General features: G+C 63.4%; 17 protein-coding genes and 1 tRNA gene. 12 read left to right on the top strand and 6 right to left on the bottom strand.

The window, feature by feature from the left end; all coding sequences use genetic code 11:
- Nucleotides 1-76: 76 nt before the first annotated feature.
- Nucleotides 77-640, bottom strand: a complete 564-nt coding sequence (locus D8W71_RS10390; protein ID WP_121118950.1) for a molybdenum cofactor biosysynthesis protein — start codon at nt 638-640, stop codon at nt 77-79.
- 65 nt (nt 641-705) lie between these two features.
- Here D8W71_RS10390 and D8W71_RS10385 point away from each other — a divergent pair, with 65 nt between their 5' ends.
- Nucleotides 706-2,250 (top strand): carboxylesterase/lipase family protein, encoded by a 1,545-nt coding sequence (locus D8W71_RS10385; RefSeq protein WP_121113241.1) that lies wholly within the window; start codon nt 706-708, stop codon nt 2,248-2,250.
- On the opposite strand, the gene D8W71_RS10380 is transcribed toward D8W71_RS10385, so the two are convergent.
- On the bottom strand, nt 2,243-3,109 hold the full coding sequence (locus D8W71_RS10380; protein ID WP_121113239.1) for a DNA-formamidopyrimidine glycosylase family protein: 867 nt from the start codon (nt 3,107-3,109) through the stop codon (nt 2,243-2,245). The genes D8W71_RS10385 and D8W71_RS10380 overlap by 8 nt on opposite strands.
- Nucleotides 3,110-3,148: 39 nt before the next feature.
- Here D8W71_RS10380 and D8W71_RS10375 point away from each other — a divergent pair, with 39 nt between their 5' ends.
- The 4 genes from D8W71_RS10375 (at nt 3,149) to D8W71_RS10360 (ending at nt 6,044) form a co-directional block, all read left to right on the top strand.
- Nucleotides 3,149-4,348, top strand: a complete 1,200-nt coding sequence (locus D8W71_RS10375) for an FAD-dependent monooxygenase (protein ID WP_121113237.1) — start codon at nt 3,149-3,151, stop codon at nt 4,346-4,348.
- A gap of 10 nt (nt 4,349-4,358) precedes the next feature.
- Nucleotides 4,359-5,159, top strand: a complete 801-nt coding sequence (locus D8W71_RS10370) for a thymidylate synthase (RefSeq protein WP_121113235.1) — start codon at nt 4,359-4,361, stop codon at nt 5,157-5,159.
- On the top strand, nt 5,156-5,656 hold the full coding sequence (locus tag D8W71_RS10365) for a dihydrofolate reductase (RefSeq protein WP_121113233.1): 501 nt from the start codon (nt 5,156-5,158) through the stop codon (nt 5,654-5,656). The genes D8W71_RS10370 and D8W71_RS10365 overlap by 4 nt, the downstream gene beginning before the upstream one ends.
- Nucleotides 5,657-5,717: 61 nt before the next feature.
- The gene (locus D8W71_RS10360; protein ID WP_121113231.1) at nt 5,718-6,044 is read left to right on the top strand and encodes a cupin domain-containing protein; all 327 of its coding nucleotides are present in this window, start codon (nt 5,718-5,720) and stop codon (nt 6,042-6,044) included.
- Nucleotides 6,045-6,070: 26 nt separating this feature from the next.
- Here D8W71_RS10360 and D8W71_RS10355 read toward each other — a convergent pair whose 3' ends face one another.
- Entirely contained in the window at nt 6,071-6,937 is an 867-nt protein-coding gene (locus tag D8W71_RS10355; protein ID WP_121113229.1) for a universal stress protein, read from the bottom strand.
- A 174-nt stretch (nt 6,938-7,111) separates the two neighbouring features.
- Entirely contained in the window at nt 7,112-8,020 is a 909-nt protein-coding gene (locus tag D8W71_RS10350; RefSeq protein ID WP_121118948.1) for an acyl-ACP desaturase, read from the bottom strand.
- Nucleotides 8,021-8,379: 359 nt separating this feature from the next.
- On the opposite strand from D8W71_RS10350, the gene D8W71_RS10345 reads away from it, so the two are divergent.
- The 7 genes from D8W71_RS10345 (at nt 8,380) to D8W71_RS10315 (ending at nt 14,910) form a co-directional block, all read left to right on the top strand.
- Entirely contained in the window at nt 8,380-9,612 is a 1,233-nt protein-coding gene (locus D8W71_RS10345) for a PucR family transcriptional regulator (RefSeq protein ID WP_121113227.1), read from the top strand.
- 193 nt (nt 9,613-9,805) lie between these two features.
- Nucleotides 9,806-10,504, top strand: a complete 699-nt coding sequence (locus D8W71_RS10340) for an ABC transporter ATP-binding protein (protein ID WP_121118946.1) — start codon at nt 9,806-9,808, stop codon at nt 10,502-10,504.
- Nucleotides 10,501-12,957, top strand: a complete 2,457-nt coding sequence (locus tag D8W71_RS10335; protein WP_121113225.1) for an FtsX-like permease family protein — start codon at nt 10,501-10,503, stop codon at nt 12,955-12,957. The genes D8W71_RS10340 and D8W71_RS10335 overlap by 4 nt, the downstream gene beginning before the upstream one ends.
- Nucleotides 12,958-12,990: 33 nt before the next feature.
- Nucleotides 12,991-13,066, top strand: a tRNA-Arg gene (locus D8W71_RS10330).
- Nucleotides 13,067-13,090: 24 nt separating this feature from the next.
- Entirely contained in the window at nt 13,091-13,654 is a 564-nt protein-coding gene (locus tag D8W71_RS10325; RefSeq protein ID WP_121113223.1) for a DUF1697 domain-containing protein, read from the top strand.
- A gap of 33 nt (nt 13,655-13,687) precedes the next feature.
- The gene (gene ppk2, locus D8W71_RS10320) at nt 13,688-14,509 is read left to right on the top strand and encodes a polyphosphate kinase 2 (protein ID WP_121113221.1); all 822 of its coding nucleotides are present in this window, start codon (nt 13,688-13,690) and stop codon (nt 14,507-14,509) included.
- A gap of 62 nt (nt 14,510-14,571) precedes the next feature.
- The gene (locus D8W71_RS10315; RefSeq protein WP_121113219.1) at nt 14,572-14,910 is read left to right on the top strand and encodes a helix-turn-helix domain-containing protein; all 339 of its coding nucleotides are present in this window, start codon (nt 14,572-14,574) and stop codon (nt 14,908-14,910) included.
- Nucleotides 14,911-14,940: 30 nt separating this feature from the next.
- Here the strand turns inward: D8W71_RS10315 and D8W71_RS10310 are convergent, their stop codons facing one another.
- Both D8W71_RS10310 and D8W71_RS10305 read right to left on the bottom strand, forming a co-directional pair.
- Nucleotides 14,941-15,528, bottom strand: a complete 588-nt coding sequence (locus tag D8W71_RS10310; protein ID WP_121113217.1) for a ClpP family protease — start codon at nt 15,526-15,528, stop codon at nt 14,941-14,943.
- Nucleotides 15,528-16,136, bottom strand: coding sequence for a ClpP family protease (locus tag D8W71_RS10305; protein WP_121113216.1), 609 nt, complete (start codon nt 16,134-16,136; stop codon nt 15,528-15,530). Before D8W71_RS10305 ends, D8W71_RS10310 begins: the two co-directional genes overlap by 1 nt.
- Nucleotides 16,137-16,216 lie beyond the last annotated feature (80 nt).

The raw sequence follows: 16,216 nt of genomic DNA, 5'->3' as shown, positions 1-16,216 counted from the left end.
TCACTTCATGAGCAATCCCTCGGTGAGTGCGTAGTTACGTTCGGCGGTAATTACTCGCGCACGGGCGCGAAGCGCATTACAGGGGCTGCGCCCGCTTCACCTGGTCCGCCGCCCGAGAAGAATCCAGTTCCACCGGTGAGCGCACGATAACTTCCCCCACCCTGAGAACTCCGGTGGTCAGCGGTTCCGCGCGAAGCCCACCCCGGCCGATCAACGCTTTCCGAGCTCCTTCGACGACCATCGTGTCCATCCAGACACACGGATGAGCGGTCCTACCGCCGCGAAATCGCACCGGCCCATCGCCGGAATCGAGCTCGAATTCAAGACCGCGCAACGGATCGAGCTCGAGCCCACGGACGACGATGTTTCTCCTGGCCACGGCGGTATCCGGAACGTCGACGCCCAGGATGTCCCCGACGGCTTCCCACGCCTCCACAGCCAGGAACGTCACTGCGGCCTCGGTGTGCGCCTTGACCCCGAAGAAGCGATCGCCGCGAATACCCTTGTTCGCCACGACGTCCACCGCGTCGACCAACGACGTGGCGACATGGCCTGCGGGACCGTCCTTCGCACGGCCGAAGTAGGCATGCTCGGGCGAGACCAGCAGTTGGAGGATGTCGGCTCGGTATTCGAAGTCCATGCCGACGATTCTCCATCCTTCCAAAAACCTACCCGCCGGTAAGTTCGATCCGTAGACTCGCAAACATGTCAGCGAACACCACTGTGAAGACCTCGGACGGCATCGTCGAAGGAAAGCCGGTCGGCGACCTCATTACGTGGCGGGGCATCCCGTATGCGGCTCCACCGGTGGGCCCTCGCCGGTTGCGGGCACCTCAACCGGTGCAACCGTGGCATGGCGTGCGGGACGCAACCGAATGGGGCAACGCGTCGGTTCAGCACAAGCGGGGCACGATGCTCTCGGTCGGCAAGTATCAGCCGTCGAGTGAAGACTGCCTGACGCTCAACGTATTGGCGCCGAGCCGTCCGAGCAGCAAGCCGCGTCCGGTCATGGTGTTCATCCACGGCGGTGCGTACACACTCGGCACGTCGGCGACGCCTCTGTACGGCGGAGGATCTCTCGTGCGGCGCTCGCTGCGCGACAGCGACGGGATCGTGTACGTCTCCATCAACTACCGACTCGGCGCTCTCGGCTACCTCGATCTGACACAGTTCTCGACGCCGACCAGGACGTTCGATTCCAACCTCGGCCTCCGCGACCAGGTCGCGGCACTGGAGTGGGTGCAGCGCAACATCGCTGAATTCGGCGGCGATCCGTCCAACGTGACGGTATTCGGCGAATCGGCTGGCGGGAACGCCGTCACGACGCTGATGGCGACGCCCGCGGCCGAAGGACTCTTTCACCGCGCGATCTCGGAAAGTTCGGCTCCCGGACTGGTCGCGACGCAGGATCGTGCGACGGGGTGGGCACGAGAATTCGTCGGATTCCTCGGCGACGGCGGCAACGTCGCCGACACGCTCGATCAGGCGGACGTCGCTCGATTCGGCCGGGCTGGAACGAAGCTCGCGTTCTCCGTCCTGAAGAACACTCCTGGATTGCATCCTTTCGGACCTGTCGTCGACGGTGACTACCTTCCCAAGAACCCGCTCGACGCCTACCAGGACGGCTCGGCTCATCAGGTTCCGTTGATCATCGGCACCAACGGTCGCGAAGGCACCCTCTTTCCGAAGTTCCTCGATGCGCTACCGACCAACCCCGCGCGTATCGACACGCTCTTCTCGCTGACCGACCCGGCCGCCAAAGATGCTGTCACCGACGCATATCCGGGCTACCCGAGCCAGTCGACTGCAATCGACATCGGCGGCGATTTCACATTCTGGAAGCCGTCGCTCGAAGTGGCCGAAGCGCATTCGAGACGGGCACCCACCTTCAGCTACCGATTCGATTTCGCACCGCGGGTGATGAAGTGGCTCGGACTCGACGCAACCCATGGTTTCGAATTGTTCGCGGTCTTCGGAATCAACGAAACCCTGTTCGGCAAGGTCATGACCGCCCCAGGGGGACGCAAGGCGTTCGCGGAGGTCACCGAGAAGGTTCAGTCGAACTGGTTGCATTTCGCACGCACCGGCACGGCACTGCCCGAGTGGCCTGCCTACGACGAAACTGCAAGAGAGACCATGATTTTCGACGCCCGCACCCGAGTCCAACGTGATCCGCGGCGTGACCGTCGCCAAGCATGGGAGGGATACAAGGGCTACGCGAGCCAGAAAACGGAACCTTCGGCTACTTGAGCAGTCGGGACATCCGGCGGTCGGCCAAGATCTTGCCGCCGGTCTGGCAGGTTGCGCAGTATTGGAAGGAACGCTCCGCGTAGGAGACTTCGCGCACAGGATCACCGCACACCGGACACGGAAGTCCCGTTCGCGCGTGCACTCGCATACCGGAGCGCTTCTCCCCCTTCAACCGTGCGGCGTCCTGGCCAGCCGAGCGGGATACGGCATCTGTGAGCACATCTCGCATCGTGCGGTACAGAAGAGCGACCGCCTCGGAGTCGAGGCCCTTCGAGGACGCGAACGGCGATAATTTCGCGACATGCAGGATCTCGTCGGAGTACGCGTTCCCGATGCCGGCGAGCAATGACTGATCGACGAGAGAGGTCTTGAGCCGCGCCGTCGTCCCACCGAGGATCTCGGCGAATTCGGCCTCGGTAACTTCGAGGGCGTCGGGACCGAGCCGTGCGATGCCTGGCACGTCCTGCGGATTTCGTACCACCCACACCGCCAGGCGCTTCTTGGTCCCGGCTTCGGTCAGGTCGATCGCCGGCGTCAGACCTTCGGGCGTGAAGAAGTGAACGCGAAGCGCGAGCGGGCCTTTGCCCGGCTTGGGCGGAGCGGCGGACGGATTGTCCGTCCATCGCAGCCAGCCACCGCGGGACAAATGGGTGATCAGCCACAGGTCACCTGCCTGTAATGCGAGGTGTTTGCCGAAACGCGCGGCGTCGGTGACGTCTCGGCCCTGCAGATAGGTGATCGGCGGGTCGAACGTCTTGAGCACACTCAGCGCAGCGATGTCGATGCGGCCGATGACGGAACCGACCGCGTGCTCGCGCAGGAAGCCCGCGAGCGCTTCGACCTCGGGTAACTCGGGCATGAAACCATTATGGGGGCAAACCTGCTGTAAGAACGGAGGATGGCCGCACAACGAGTACTGATCACCGGCGCCAGTGTCGCGGGACCCACCTTGGCATTCTGGCTCGACCGAGCCGGATTCGACGTCACCGTTGTCGAACGGTCCCCCGAACTTCGACTCGGTGGGCAGAACGTCGACATCCGCGGAACGGGCCGCGAGGTAGTGCGTCGTATGAACCTCGAAGCCACTCTGCTCGCGAACGGCACCACCGAACAAGGCACCCGGTTCGTCGACGACGCCGGGAGGACCATTGCGGAGTTCCCGGCGGGCACCGACGACAGCAGCGGAGCGACCGCCGAACTGGAGATCCTGCGCGGTGAACTGGCCCGGATCCTCGTCGAATCGGCAGGTCCGACGACCACCTACCGTTACGGCGATCACGTCGCCGGGGTGACACAGGATGCCGCCGGAGTCGACATCGTCTTCGCGAGCGGAGCCGCCGAGCGTTTCGATCTCGTGTTCTTTGCCGACGGAATCCGTTCCAGCAGCCGCGAACTGGTCTTTGCCGGCGAGGCAGACATTCGCGATCTTGGGCTGTACACCGCGTACGGAACGATTCCGAGGATCGACACCGACGACTCCTGGTGGAGGTGGATGAACGCCGACGGCGCCCGCGTCGTCGGCCTCCGCCCGGACAACCTCGGCACCACCCGGTTCAGTCTGTCGTGGATGTCTCAGTCGCGTGGCTACGAGAGAGCGGACCCGGACGACGTCGTCGCGGCGATCCGCGCCACGTTCGGCGACGTCGGCGGCGAGGCCCCTCGCATTCTGGGGGCTGTGGGGAGCGGCTCCGAGCTTTACGTCGACTATTTGTCCCAGGTGCGTGCGCCGCGATGGTCGAACGGGAGGGTTGCGCTCGTCGGCGATGCAGCGTGGTGCGCGACGCCGCTGAGCGGAATGGGAACGACACTGTCGGTCACCGGCGCGTACATCCTGGCCGGTGAGCTAGCACGCGCGAGCGACCATCGCGCTGCTTTCGCGCAGTACGACGCGGTGATGAGGCCCCTCGTCGACCGCGCCCAGAAGCTCCCGCCGGGAACTCCGAAGGTTGCCCACCCATCGACCCGAGTGGGGGTCGCCGTGATGCGGAGCATTCTTCGCCTCGCCGGGTCCAAGCCCGCCCGCGTCCTGGCCAGCAAGTTCGCGAGCCCGGACGCCGAGGCGACCGCGCTGCCCGACTATCGCGAGCTCGACGCTTAGAATAACTTCCGTGATGGTTCCTACCCCGTACGAGGACTTACTGCGGCACGTGCTCGAGACCGGCACGGCGAAATCGGACCGCACCGGAACCGGAACGACGAGCGTGTTCGGGCACCAGATGCGCTTCGATCTCAGTGAGGGCTTTCCGCTGATCACCACCAAGAAGGTGCACCTGAAGTCCATTGTCTACGAGCTGCTGTGGTTCCTGCGCGGTGAATCGAATGCGACGTGGCTGCAGGAACGCGGCGTCAGCATCTGGGACGAGTGGGCGGCCCCGGACGGTGAACTCGGCCCCGTGTACGGCGTTCAGTGGCGGTCGTGGCCGACGCCGTCGGGAGAGCACATCGACCAGATCTCTCAGGTGCTCGAGACGCTGCGCACCAATCCGGATTCGCGCCGCATGATCGTCTCCGCGTGGAACGTCGGTGAGATTCCGCAGATGGCGCTACCTCCATGCCACGCTTTCTTCCAGTTCTACGTCGCCGACGGCAAGCTCTCGTGCCAGCTGTACCAACGCAGTGCCGACCTCTTCCTCGGGGTTCCGTTCAACATCGCGAGCTATGCGCTGCTGACACACATGGTTGCCGCGCAGGCCGGCCTGGGCGTCGGCGATTTCGTGTGGACCGGCGGCGACTGCCACATCTACGACAATCACCGCCAGCAGGTCACCGAGCAGCTCGCGCGTAAGGCATTCGCATACCCCACATTGAAACTGGCACAACGAGATTCGATCTTCGACTACGAGTACGAGGACATCGAGATCGTGGGCTACGAGCACCACCCGGCGATCAAGGCCCCGGTCGCGGTATGACGCACGTCGGCCTGATCTGGGCACAGGCCAGGGGCGGTGTCATCGGCGACGGCAATTCCATTCCGTGGCACGTTCCCGAGGACACCGCTCACTTCAAGTCCATCACTCAGGGGCATCCGGTGGTCATGGGCCGCAGGACGTGGGATTCGCTACCCGAGCGTTTTCGGCCTCTGCCGGGTCGTCGCAACATCGTCGTGACGCGTGATTGCGACTGGTCTGCGGACGGCGCCGAGTCTGCAGGCAGCGTCGACGACGCGTTGAACCGGGTCGACGACGGCACGGTCTGGGTCATGGGCGGCGGCGAGATCTACCGGGCGGCATTGCCCTTCGCCTCCGAATTGCAGGTGACCGAGCTCGACATCGATGCCGACGGCGATACGACTGCGCCGACCATTCCCGACGGATGGACAGCGACGGCTGGCGAGTGGCAGACGAGCCGAAAAGATGGCGTTCGATATCGGTTCCTGAAGTACGGCAAGGCTTACCGAACTCCCTGATTCGCACCGACTTTCGTCGAGTTGAGCCTCGGCACACGAACCGTTGGGCCATACTGGGCGCATGGACAAGAAGTCACTCACCGCCCTTGCCCGACAACAACTGAAACTTGCTGTGGGGGCCTCGAGTGGCCGCAGTTCTCAGACCGTCTACGGCGGCCACCAACGACATCTTCGTCAGACCGTGGTGGCATTGGCAGCTGGCAACGAGCTCGCCGAGCACGACCTGTCCGGGGAATCGACGGTGCTGGTACTCAGCGGACAACTGAAGCTCGTCAGTGGCGAAAAATCGTGGAAGGGTTCCGCCGGGGACCTGTTGGTGATTCCTGATGCCCGCCACAGCGTCGAAGCAGTCGAAGACGTGGCGTTTCTGCTGACCGTCGCCGTCTAGGTAATCGCCGTCTAGGTAGTCGCCGTTCAGACAGTCGAACCGCGGACGACGAGGACCGGGCAGTCGGCGGTGTGGATCAACGCATAGCTCGTCGAGCCGAGCAACATCCCACTGAAGCCACCACGACCCCGGCTACCGACGACGATCAACGACGCCTGTTCCGACAGTTCGGAGAGGACGCGAACCGGGCGATCCTGGGCGACGACGCGTCGCACCTCGACGTCCGGGTACTTCTCCTGCCAGCCGGCAAGGCTTTCCGCAAGAAGTGCCTCCTCCGACGCGGCGACGTCGTCCCACCCGAGCGGTACGGCAGCGATCTGCCCCAGTGAAACGTCCGACCACACGTGCACGGCGATCAGCGATGCACCTCGGTGTGACGCTTCGTCGAACGCGGCTGCCAAGGCACCTTGATTGACGGCCGAGCCGTCGACGCCGACGACCACTGGCCCCAGCACCGGTGGACGCCCGTCGATACTTCGGCCGCGCACCACCGCCACGGGCGAGGAGGCATGCGCGGTGAGTCCGATCGACGACGAGCCAAGGAGTCCTGCACCGGATTCGCCCAGCCCGCTCGCGCCGAGCACCACCATCGCGCTGTTCTCCGACTCCGATAGCAGGACGTCGACGACTTTGCCCGTGCGCGCATCGGTTTCGATCGTCTGAGGTCCATCGATGCTCTCGCGCGCGAGCGTTTCGGCGGCGACGAGACGCGATCTCGCGACCGCTTCGAAGTCGGCATTCTGGGACGCATCGAGATGCGGGGGTGCGTCGATCGCCGTCACTATGCGCAGCGAGAAATCACGACCGAACGCTGTGTGCGCGGCCCAGACGACGGCAAGATCGGATGCGTCAGAACCGTCGATCCCGACGACGATGGTGCTGTTGCTGCTCACGTTGGCCGCCTCCGCTCGGTGTGCGCCCAAGCGTAGACGACGCGCCGGATGCTGCGGGTCTTATCTTCGCGTGCAAGGACCCTCTCTCCGGTTCCCGATCGAATGAATCGATCGATAACCGGAGAGAGGGTGCTCTCCCACAGACCCCCCGGGGGTTCGAGTGCGCGCGTCCGGTCAGGACGCGCGGAGTTTTTCGGCGTCGTGCGCCCGCGCACGCATTCGCACTTGTTCGAACGCAGTTGCCTGCGTCTCCAGATCGCCGAGGAAGTCCGACAGAATTCGCCGATTCCGATCTCCGACGCCGAAGTCCGTGCGTTCGAAGATCTTCCACGCTCGGATGGCAGGCAGAAGAACCTCGTCGAGATGCCTGCGCAGGTCGTAGATCCCGTCGCGGGCGATGAGCATTGCACTTCGCTCGAAGCCGGGCAGCCCGCTGCCCGGCATCTGAAAGTTCATCACGACCTCGGTGATGGCCTTGAGCGTCTGCGACGGAGCAATGTCCAACGCTGCGGCCACCACATCGCGATGGAACTCGACGTGCAGTTCTTGATCCGCAACGATTCGCCCCAGGACAGTCGAGGCAACCGGGTCTGCGCATTCGATCGCGGTGTTGCGGTGGCTGACCATGGTGGCCATCACATCGACGGTGCCGTGCACGATCGACCTCAGCAGGTCGTCACCTTCCATCGAGGAATCGATACCGATGGTCGTGCACTGAAAACGTGCTCGGTCCAACGCGATTGGATCCACACTGCGGGTGGCGACGAGATATTGCTGGATCGCGCCGGCGTGCAGACGCTTCTCCCCGGTCCACTCGTCAAGCCACGCTGCCCACGACCCGCCCACAGCGGAACTGTGTACGCCGTGGTCACGCGCAGTGTTGTTGTGCGTCAGCAGTGTTGTGATCAGAGCAGCTTTGGCTGTCTCGGTGAGAGAGGATCGGCGCTGACCCCAATACTGTTCCGGCCGAACGATCAGCGCGGGATCCCAGGTTCGGGCGGATGCCAAGTGACGTTGTAGGCACCGCTCGATCACCGGTTCGAGATCTCGTAGTACAGCGCGTCGGTCCGATGCTCTGTTCACTGACGCCACCCCCTCGAGACCGGTGATCCGAAACTGACCAGCCGACCTTCGGATCGGCACGAACACGACGCTAGGCCCACGGCCCACCTCGCGAGAACCTTCTGCGCATTGTTTAGGCAATGTCGCAACTGGTCCGACGGCGCTGTTGAGAACCTTCACAAACTTGTTGCTCGAAACACTGGATAACGCGTTGATAACATCCTATGATCAAGTCTGTTAGCAGCCCGGAAACAAACTTCTGGTCTGAAACTGACGCGTTTCTTGCGGGTTTTCAAGCTTAACTTGCGTGGATGCGCAATAATACGCATCAGTAACTTTCTTTCCGTCAGAGCCGAAGTTCCTACACGAAGGGCTGATCTGTGACCGTTCACAACACGACGAGCCTCGGAATAATGGTTGCAGGACAGCCTGCATCCGCACCGCTACGAGACTTCCGCGCTGTGGCCCGGCTGCTCGTCGGCCACTTCGCCGCCAATACACCGTGCGGATCCCTTCCAGGCGAACAACTTCACGGCGACGTCACCGAATTCACTGTCAAATGCATCAGCATCGCCGTGCAGATGCTCGACGAGCGGCGTGCGCCCAACGACAGCGATCTCGCCGAACTTCGCGCGAAAGCCAGTCAGTGGGCTCGCGAAGGTGTCCCGCTCGAATCGGTTCTGACGGTGTACCACGAAGGAATTCAGATCGGTTGGAATCTCGTCTCCAAGCGAGCAGGTGCGGGTGACACGCACGACCTGATCGAAGCAGCACGCATGTTCGTTCTGCTATCCGAGAAGGTGTCCATCGCCGCATCCAAGAGCTACGTCGAAGAATTGCAGTCGGTGGCCAGTGAGCACCACACTGCCGCACACACCTTGGTGTCCTCACTTCTGAGCGGACACAACGCGGTGTCCATCGCCCGCCAGTCCGGAATCGAGCTCGCCGACAGTTACCTCGTGCTCGCCTTGTCCGTACCGTCGCACCCCGACGAGAACGATCCGGCGATTCAGAAGACCGTGGCAGCACGACGCAAGTTGCGCCGCGTACAAGCCGAGTTGGCAACCATCTGCGGTCGCACTCCCCTGTCGATGCTCAGCACCGAAGGCGGAACCGTCCTCATCCCTGGAGTCCACGACGAGGAGTGGGTGGAAGCACTCGTCCACCGTCTGAGCACGGCAGCCGAGGTTCCGCTGACGGTCACCGCGGAACAAGCAGCAACCGCCGGCATCCCGACGGCGGCAGACCAGGTCCACGAACTGCTCGCGCTCGCCCACCAACTCCATCGTCCATCCGGTTTGTACCGAATGGACGATCTGGTTCTCGAATACCAGCTCACCAGGCCGGGACCCGGCCGTCGCCACCTGCGTCAGATCCTCGAACCACTCGACGCTTCACCTGAGCTGCTGGAAACGTTGGAGATCCACATCTCACACGATCTCAACCGTCAGCGCTCGGCCCGGCAACTTCACCTGCACACCAACACGGTGGACTACCGGCTCAAGAGAATCGCGCAGCTCACCGGATTCGACCCGACGAGGCCGTCGGGGATCCGTCATCTGCAGGCTGCGCTCGTCGCCCGTCGGCTCGAGTCCGCACAGGGCGCAGCGTAGGGAATTATTCGTTCGAGGTACTAGTTACACCCGTCGACAGTGTTCGATCCATGCCCCGGGTACCAACACATTTGCCGCTTCGAGCGGCCACTTGCCGAGAGGCGCACTGGCGGACGCTGTCGCTGTGAGAACCGCCCACACTCGTGTGGGCGGTTCTTCAGGTAAACAGGAGTCTGAAATGACTACCGCAGCACTGACCGTGCACCTCAACGATGTCGTCAAGGAATATTCCACCGGCGAACTACCCGTGCGAGCGCTCGACGGGGTGAACCTGACGATTTCGGGCGGGCAATTCGTCTCCCTCGTCGCACCCTCCGGGGCAGGCAAGAGCACCCTTCTGCACATGCTCGGTGCTCTCGACGTCCCCGATTCCGGGTCGATTCTGTTCGACGGCGTCGACATCACCGGGCTCAGCGACAACCAGCAGTCCGACTTCCGGCGCCACCGCGTCGGGTTCGTCTTCCAGTTCTTCAACCTGCTGCCGACGATGTCCGCGTGGGAGAACGTCGCAGTACCCAAACTGCTCGACGGCACCCCGATGTCCAAAGCCAAAGTCGACGCGCTTCGCCTGCTCGATCTGGTCGGATTGGCCGATCGCGCCGAACACCGCCCTGCTCAATTGTCGGGTGGCCAGATTCAGCGTGTTGCCATTGCTCGGGCCCTCGTCATGAACCCCGCTCTGATCATCGCCGACGAGCCCACCGGAAACCTCGACTCCAAGACGTCGCACTCCGTGCTGGAGATTCTCGCCGACATCGCGCACGACAGCGGCGAAACCAGGGCAGTCGTCATGGCGACACATGACATGGAAGCCGCTCGGACGACAGACCGCGTGATCTCCATGCTCGACGGACGAATCGATACCGACGTCCTGTCAGGAACGGGGCTTTGATCCGAACCGCGTTCAGCCGATTTCGCGTCCTCGGGCTGCGAGATCTGCGTGCGCACTGGGTTCGGTCACTCGTCTCGACGGGTGTCGTCGCCGTCGCAGCTGCGCTTCTGGTGGCCGTCCTCGGAACGTACGGATCGCTCACCGGGTCGGTCGAAAAGCTCGCTGTCTCGATCGCAGGCAATGCCGACCTGGAAATCGTCGGCGTTACCGGCACCGGTTTCGCCGCAACCGAACTCGACGTCATACGCGCTGCGCCTGGAGTGGACGCAGCAGTTCCGTTGCTGCGCAGCGAGATCGTCACCGACGACGGACCGCTGACCGTGGTCGGAGTCGACGCCTCCATCACCGCGCTCGAGTCCGATCTGACCAGCGCGGTCTCGGGCTCGATCACCGATCTTGCGCGTCCAGGAGCCGTCCTCGTCGGCCCGGATACCGGATACTCCACAGGCCAGACCTTCGAGCTGGGCGGAACTTCCCTCACGGCGGTCGGAGTCGTCACCGGCGAAGGATCGCAGCGAATCGGTGGCGGCAACTTCATCGTCGCACCGCTGCCGGTCGCCCAGGCTCTCACCGATCGTGCAGGCCAACTCGATTCCGTCTTCGTCCTCGGTGACGCCGCGGACTCGGTCAGGGCAGCGGTAGACGGGCGAGTTGCCGTGATGAGCCCGGACTTTCGAGCAGACCGCGCCGACACAGTCATCAGCCTGACGCGAAACTCGACGCTGATGGTCTCGCTCATTGCGTTCGTCGTCGCCGGGTTCCTCGTATTCAACGTCATGAACATGGCCATCGCGAAACGACGACCGACCATCTCGGTGCTGCGATCCATCGGAGGTAAGCGGGGCACCATCGTCCGTGATCTGTTGGCCGAAGCGGCGTTGATCGGACTTGTCGCCGGCCTCGTCGGGGTGCCGCTCGGGATCGTCATGGGCCGCTACGCGATCGGGAGTCTGCCACCCTTCCTGGTCGAGTCGCTCGACGCCGAACTCGAGTACTCGCTTCCGGGTTACGCCATTCCTTCCGCAATCGTCATGTGCGTTCTTGCCTGTGTCGCGGCGTCGGCGCTCGCCGCAGTTCAGGTTTACCGAATTTCGCCGGTCGAGGCCCTGGCCGTCGGTGGATCGGAGACCACCGCCGGACCATCGGGGGCGTTCGCGTCGACCGCGGCAGTCCTCGGCGCCGGCGCCATCGCCGGTTCCGTCCTGCTCGCAGTGACCGTCGACGGACAGGCCGCACTAGCAGCAGGTGCGCTCTTCCTGGTCGGTGTCGTCGCCCTGTGCGTGGGAGGTACGCGCGTGATCGTCGGACTCGCAGGCGCTATCCCGCTGAGGTGGGGCGCCGCCGGCCGACTCGCAACAGCCACCATCGAACGCGCACCCGGCCGGATCTGGGCGACCGTCATGACGATCGTCATCGCCGTCGCCGTCATCGTCGGCGTCTCCGGCGCCTTGAACAACCTCACGCGATCGGCAACGACGTCGCTGGCGTCGCTCAACCGCACCGACGTGTACGTCGCGTTGACCTCCAGCGACGCCGTGCCTGCCGGAGCCACCCTCGATCCTTCTGTCGTACAGAGGGTTCGCGATACCCCGGGCGTCACCGACGTGGTCGAGGGTCAGTGGGCCTACGCCGATTTGGGCGACGAACTCGTCGCGATCCAAGGCGTCGCCGAGGGCAGTAACGCCGTGACTTTGTCCGTCCTCGACGACGCGGTCAAGGCCGCCGTCCTGCGGGGGGACGGCGTTGCAGTGTCCCGGAGTCTCGGCCTGGCGCTGGGTGTTTCGGCGGGAAGCACGATAGAACTACCCACCCCGACCGGCATTCGACCGGTGAAGGTGCTCGCGGTGGTCGACTACCTCAACGCAGCGGGCGGAACGATGGCCATCTCGGTCGCGTCGATGCAGGATTGGTTCGATAGACCTGGAGCGACCTATCTGGAGGTCACCGTCGACGACGACGCCGTCCAGGCAACCCTGGACGAGGAGCTTCCGCCCGAGGTCTACGTGTATTCCGGTCAGCAGGCTCTCGACGGCGCGAGCGGATCGATTGCGCAAGCCGGTGCTCTCGCCGTTGCGCTGCAATGGATCGTGGCTGTCGTCGCTGCGGTCGCATTGTTGAACACACTGATGCTGTCGGTTCTGGAACGACGACGAGAACTCGGCGTGCTTCGAGCGATGGGCGCGAGCCGCGGAACCCTCGGCAGGATGGTGCTCAGCGAGGCCCTGGCGGTCGGCGTCGTCGGCGGCGTACTGGGCCTGGCGATCGGAGGTGCCTTGCAGTACCTGAGCACCCTCATTCTCGGGGCGAGCACAGGGATAACGATCGACTACTCCGTGAGCCCGTCGATCCTGCTCTTCGGGCTCGTCGCACTGGTCCTCGCCCTGGTCGGGTCGCTCCCACCCGCTCTGCACGCGTCGAGGTCGACGATCGTCGACGCTATTGCAGCGGACTGATGCCACACCGGTACACTCATCCGTGCACTACACGCCTTCGTAGCTCAGGGGATAGAGCAACCCTCTCCTAAAGGGTAGGTCGCAGGTTCGAATCCTGCCGAGGGCACCACCAGCCGCCGTAGAATTCGCTGACATGACGGCCTACGTGCTCCTGCTGCGCGGCATCAATGTCGGTGGGAAGAACAAGATCCCGATGGCCGAACTTCGCGGCTTTCTCGGTGACCTCGGGTTCGAAGACGTTGCTACGTACATTCAGAGCGGCAATGCCCTGCTGACTTCCGATCACGGTGCAGATGCGATCCGAGAACTCGTCGAGGACGGTCTTCCTACCCGGTTCGACCTGGACAGTTCGATCATCAAGGTTCTTGTATTGTCCGCCGCGCAGCTTCGTGCCGTCGAGACGAACAAGCCCGAGGGTTTCGGCGACGAACCCGACAAATACCACAGTGATGCCATCTTCATGATGGGCATTGGCGTCGACGAGGCGATGGCAGTGTTCAACCCTCGCGAGGGGGTCGACGCGGTGTGGCCGGGCGACGGCGTCATCTATTCGCGTCGGGTAACCGCGCTGCGAACGAAGAGCCGACTGAGCGCAATTATCGAGTCTCCCCTCTACAAGTCGATGACCATCCGCAGTTGGAGTACGACGACCAAGTTGCTGTCGCGGATCGACGACATCGATGCCGCGAGAACCTGACCGCGGAGTCCGTGAGGCGCCTACTCTGCTGCAATGGGGAAGAAGAAGGTAAAGAAGGTCGAGTCGTACACCACTGTTCTGACGAAAAACGAGTACGAGACGGAGCTGGCTCGCCTCCAGAGGGAGCTTGTTCGTATGCAGGAGTGGGTCATCCGCGAGGGTCTTCGCGTTATGGTCATCTTCGAAGGCCGCGACACCGCAGGCAAAGGCGGCACCATCAAGCGGATCGTCGAACGGCTCAACGCTCGGTATGCGCGCGTCGTTGCGCTGGGTACGCCGTCGGACAAAGAAAAATCGCAGTGGTACTTCCAGCGGTACGTGGCCCAGCTCCCCGCCGAGGGTGAAATCGTGCTCTTCGATCGCAGCTGGTACAACCGCGCAGGCGTCGAAAAAGTCATGGGCTTCTGTACCGACGAGCAGTACGACGAGTTCTTCCGCACGTGCCCGGACATCGAGCGCGCACTGGTACGCGACGGCATAATCCTAATCAAGTACTGGCTCTCACTCAGCGACGACGAGCAGGAGAAGAGGTTCACGTCGCGAATGAACAATCCGACCAAGCGGTGGAAACTCAGCCCGATGGACTTGGAAGCGCGTGCCCGCTGGGTCGACTACGCGGAAGCTAAGGACTACATGTTCGAGCGCACCGATATCCCCGAGGCACCCTGGCACGTTGTCGACGCAGACAACAAGAAGGCAGCGCGCCTCAACGTCATCAGCCACCTCCTCTCCCTCGTCCCGTACGCCACGATCGAACACCCCGAGATCGACCTGCCGCCGCGTCAGAAACGTCCATATTCGCGGCCTCCGCTCGACTCTCAGTCATGGATTCCGAAAGCCTTCGCGCTGAAGTAGGCGGCTCTGCTCTGAGCAGAATCGCCCTGGCCGACCCGCGGAGTCGGACTAGGGTTCGAAACATGGGTCAGGTCATCAGCATCGAATCGCGCCGAGCAGTCGAACCTCGAGCAGCCGTAACTCGAGCAGCCGAATCGCCAACTGTCGAGCCGCTGTGGCGAGAGGTGGTCGGACATCGGTTGCGTGAGCGTAGACAGCATCGCGGTGAAACCCTGAACGACACAGCAACCCGCGCCGGTATTTCGCCTCAGTACCTGTCCGAGGTCGAACGAGGCCACAAGGATCCGTCGAGCGAAATCCTCGCGGCCGTCGTCGGCGCCCTGGGAACGTCCATCGGCGAAATCGCCGGTCTCGCGCACCATGACCTGACACGTGGTGGCGTGACAATGCTGGCTGCGTGATGGTGCTGGCTGCGTGACGATGCTTGCCGCCTAACGCCGTTCGAGTACTTGGTCGACGATTCCGTACGCGAGCGCGGCCGGCGCCGTCAGCACCAGATCGCGATCGGTGTCGTGGCGCAGTGTCGCGGCGTCGCGGCCGGTGTGCTTGGCCAGAATTGCTTCCATCTCCGACCGCACCCGCAGCACTTCATCGGCGGCGAGAATGAGGTCGGGAATCGTGCCGCGGCCCTGCGCAGCCGGTTGATGCAGAACCACACGACTGTGTGTCAGAGCAGATCGACGCCCCGGTGCCCCGGCAGCGAGCAACACCGCTCCGGCTGCAACCGCTTGACCCACACACGTCGTCGCGACCGGTGAGCCGACGAACTGCATGGTGTCGTACACCGCGAGCATCGCTGCGGTATCACCTCCCTCGCAGTTGATGTACATCGAGATCTCCTGGTCGGGAGAATCAGCCTCCAGATGGAGCAGCTGCGCGATTAGCGCGTTCGCGACACCCGCGTCGATACCGGTGCCGAGATACACGATGCGCTCGCTGAGCAGGTGCGAGTAGACGTCGACGACGCGTTCCCCGCGCGAATCGCGGGTGATGACGTTGGGAATGGTGTACGAGCTCATCACGCCACCGCCATTCCGAAGGTTGTCCGACGTGCGGGCATGACCTGATCGAACGAGTCGACGATCGCATCGACGAACCCGTACTCGCGGGCAGCGTCGGCGGTGAACCATCGATCGTGAAGCGAGTCCTCGAAGATGCGCTCGCGTGATTGGCCCGTGTCGTCGGCTATCAATCCGAGTACGGTGTCTCGGGTGTGCCGCAGGTCGTTCGCCTGCACCTCCACCTCGACGGCCGATCCACCGATGCCGGCGGAGCCCTGATGCATCAGAATCCTCGAATGCGGCAACGCAAAGCGCTTACCGCGAGCTCCGGACGAGAGCAGGAATTGCCCTGCACTGCATGCCAACCCGAGCGCCAACGTGGAGACGTCGCACGGAATCAGACGCATGACGTCTCGGATGGCGAGCATCGCAGGCACCGAACCGCCCGGCGAGTGAATCCACAGGGCGATGTCGGCCGACGAGTTCTCCGCCGCAAGGGTCAGAAGATGAGTGGTCAGAACGGTTCCGTTGTCGTCGTCGAGAGCGCCGTCGAGCACGAGGACGCGATGACGAAGCAGTTGGTGGCGAATGTCGGACGAGAACATGCGTGGCGTCGAATCGGTCATGGAACCACTCTGCGCTACGAATCCGACTGTGTACCAATAAATCTGCTCGAAGCAGATCCGCTAGGAGCAGTGGGACGCAA

Source organism: Rhodococcus sp. P1Y (assembly GCF_003641205.1).
Taxonomy (GTDB): Bacteria; Actinomycetota; Actinomycetes; order Mycobacteriales; family Mycobacteriaceae; genus Rhodococcoides.
The sequence above is the reverse complement of the archived record's forward strand: the minus strand, read 5'-3'. Positions and strand labels throughout refer to the sequence as shown.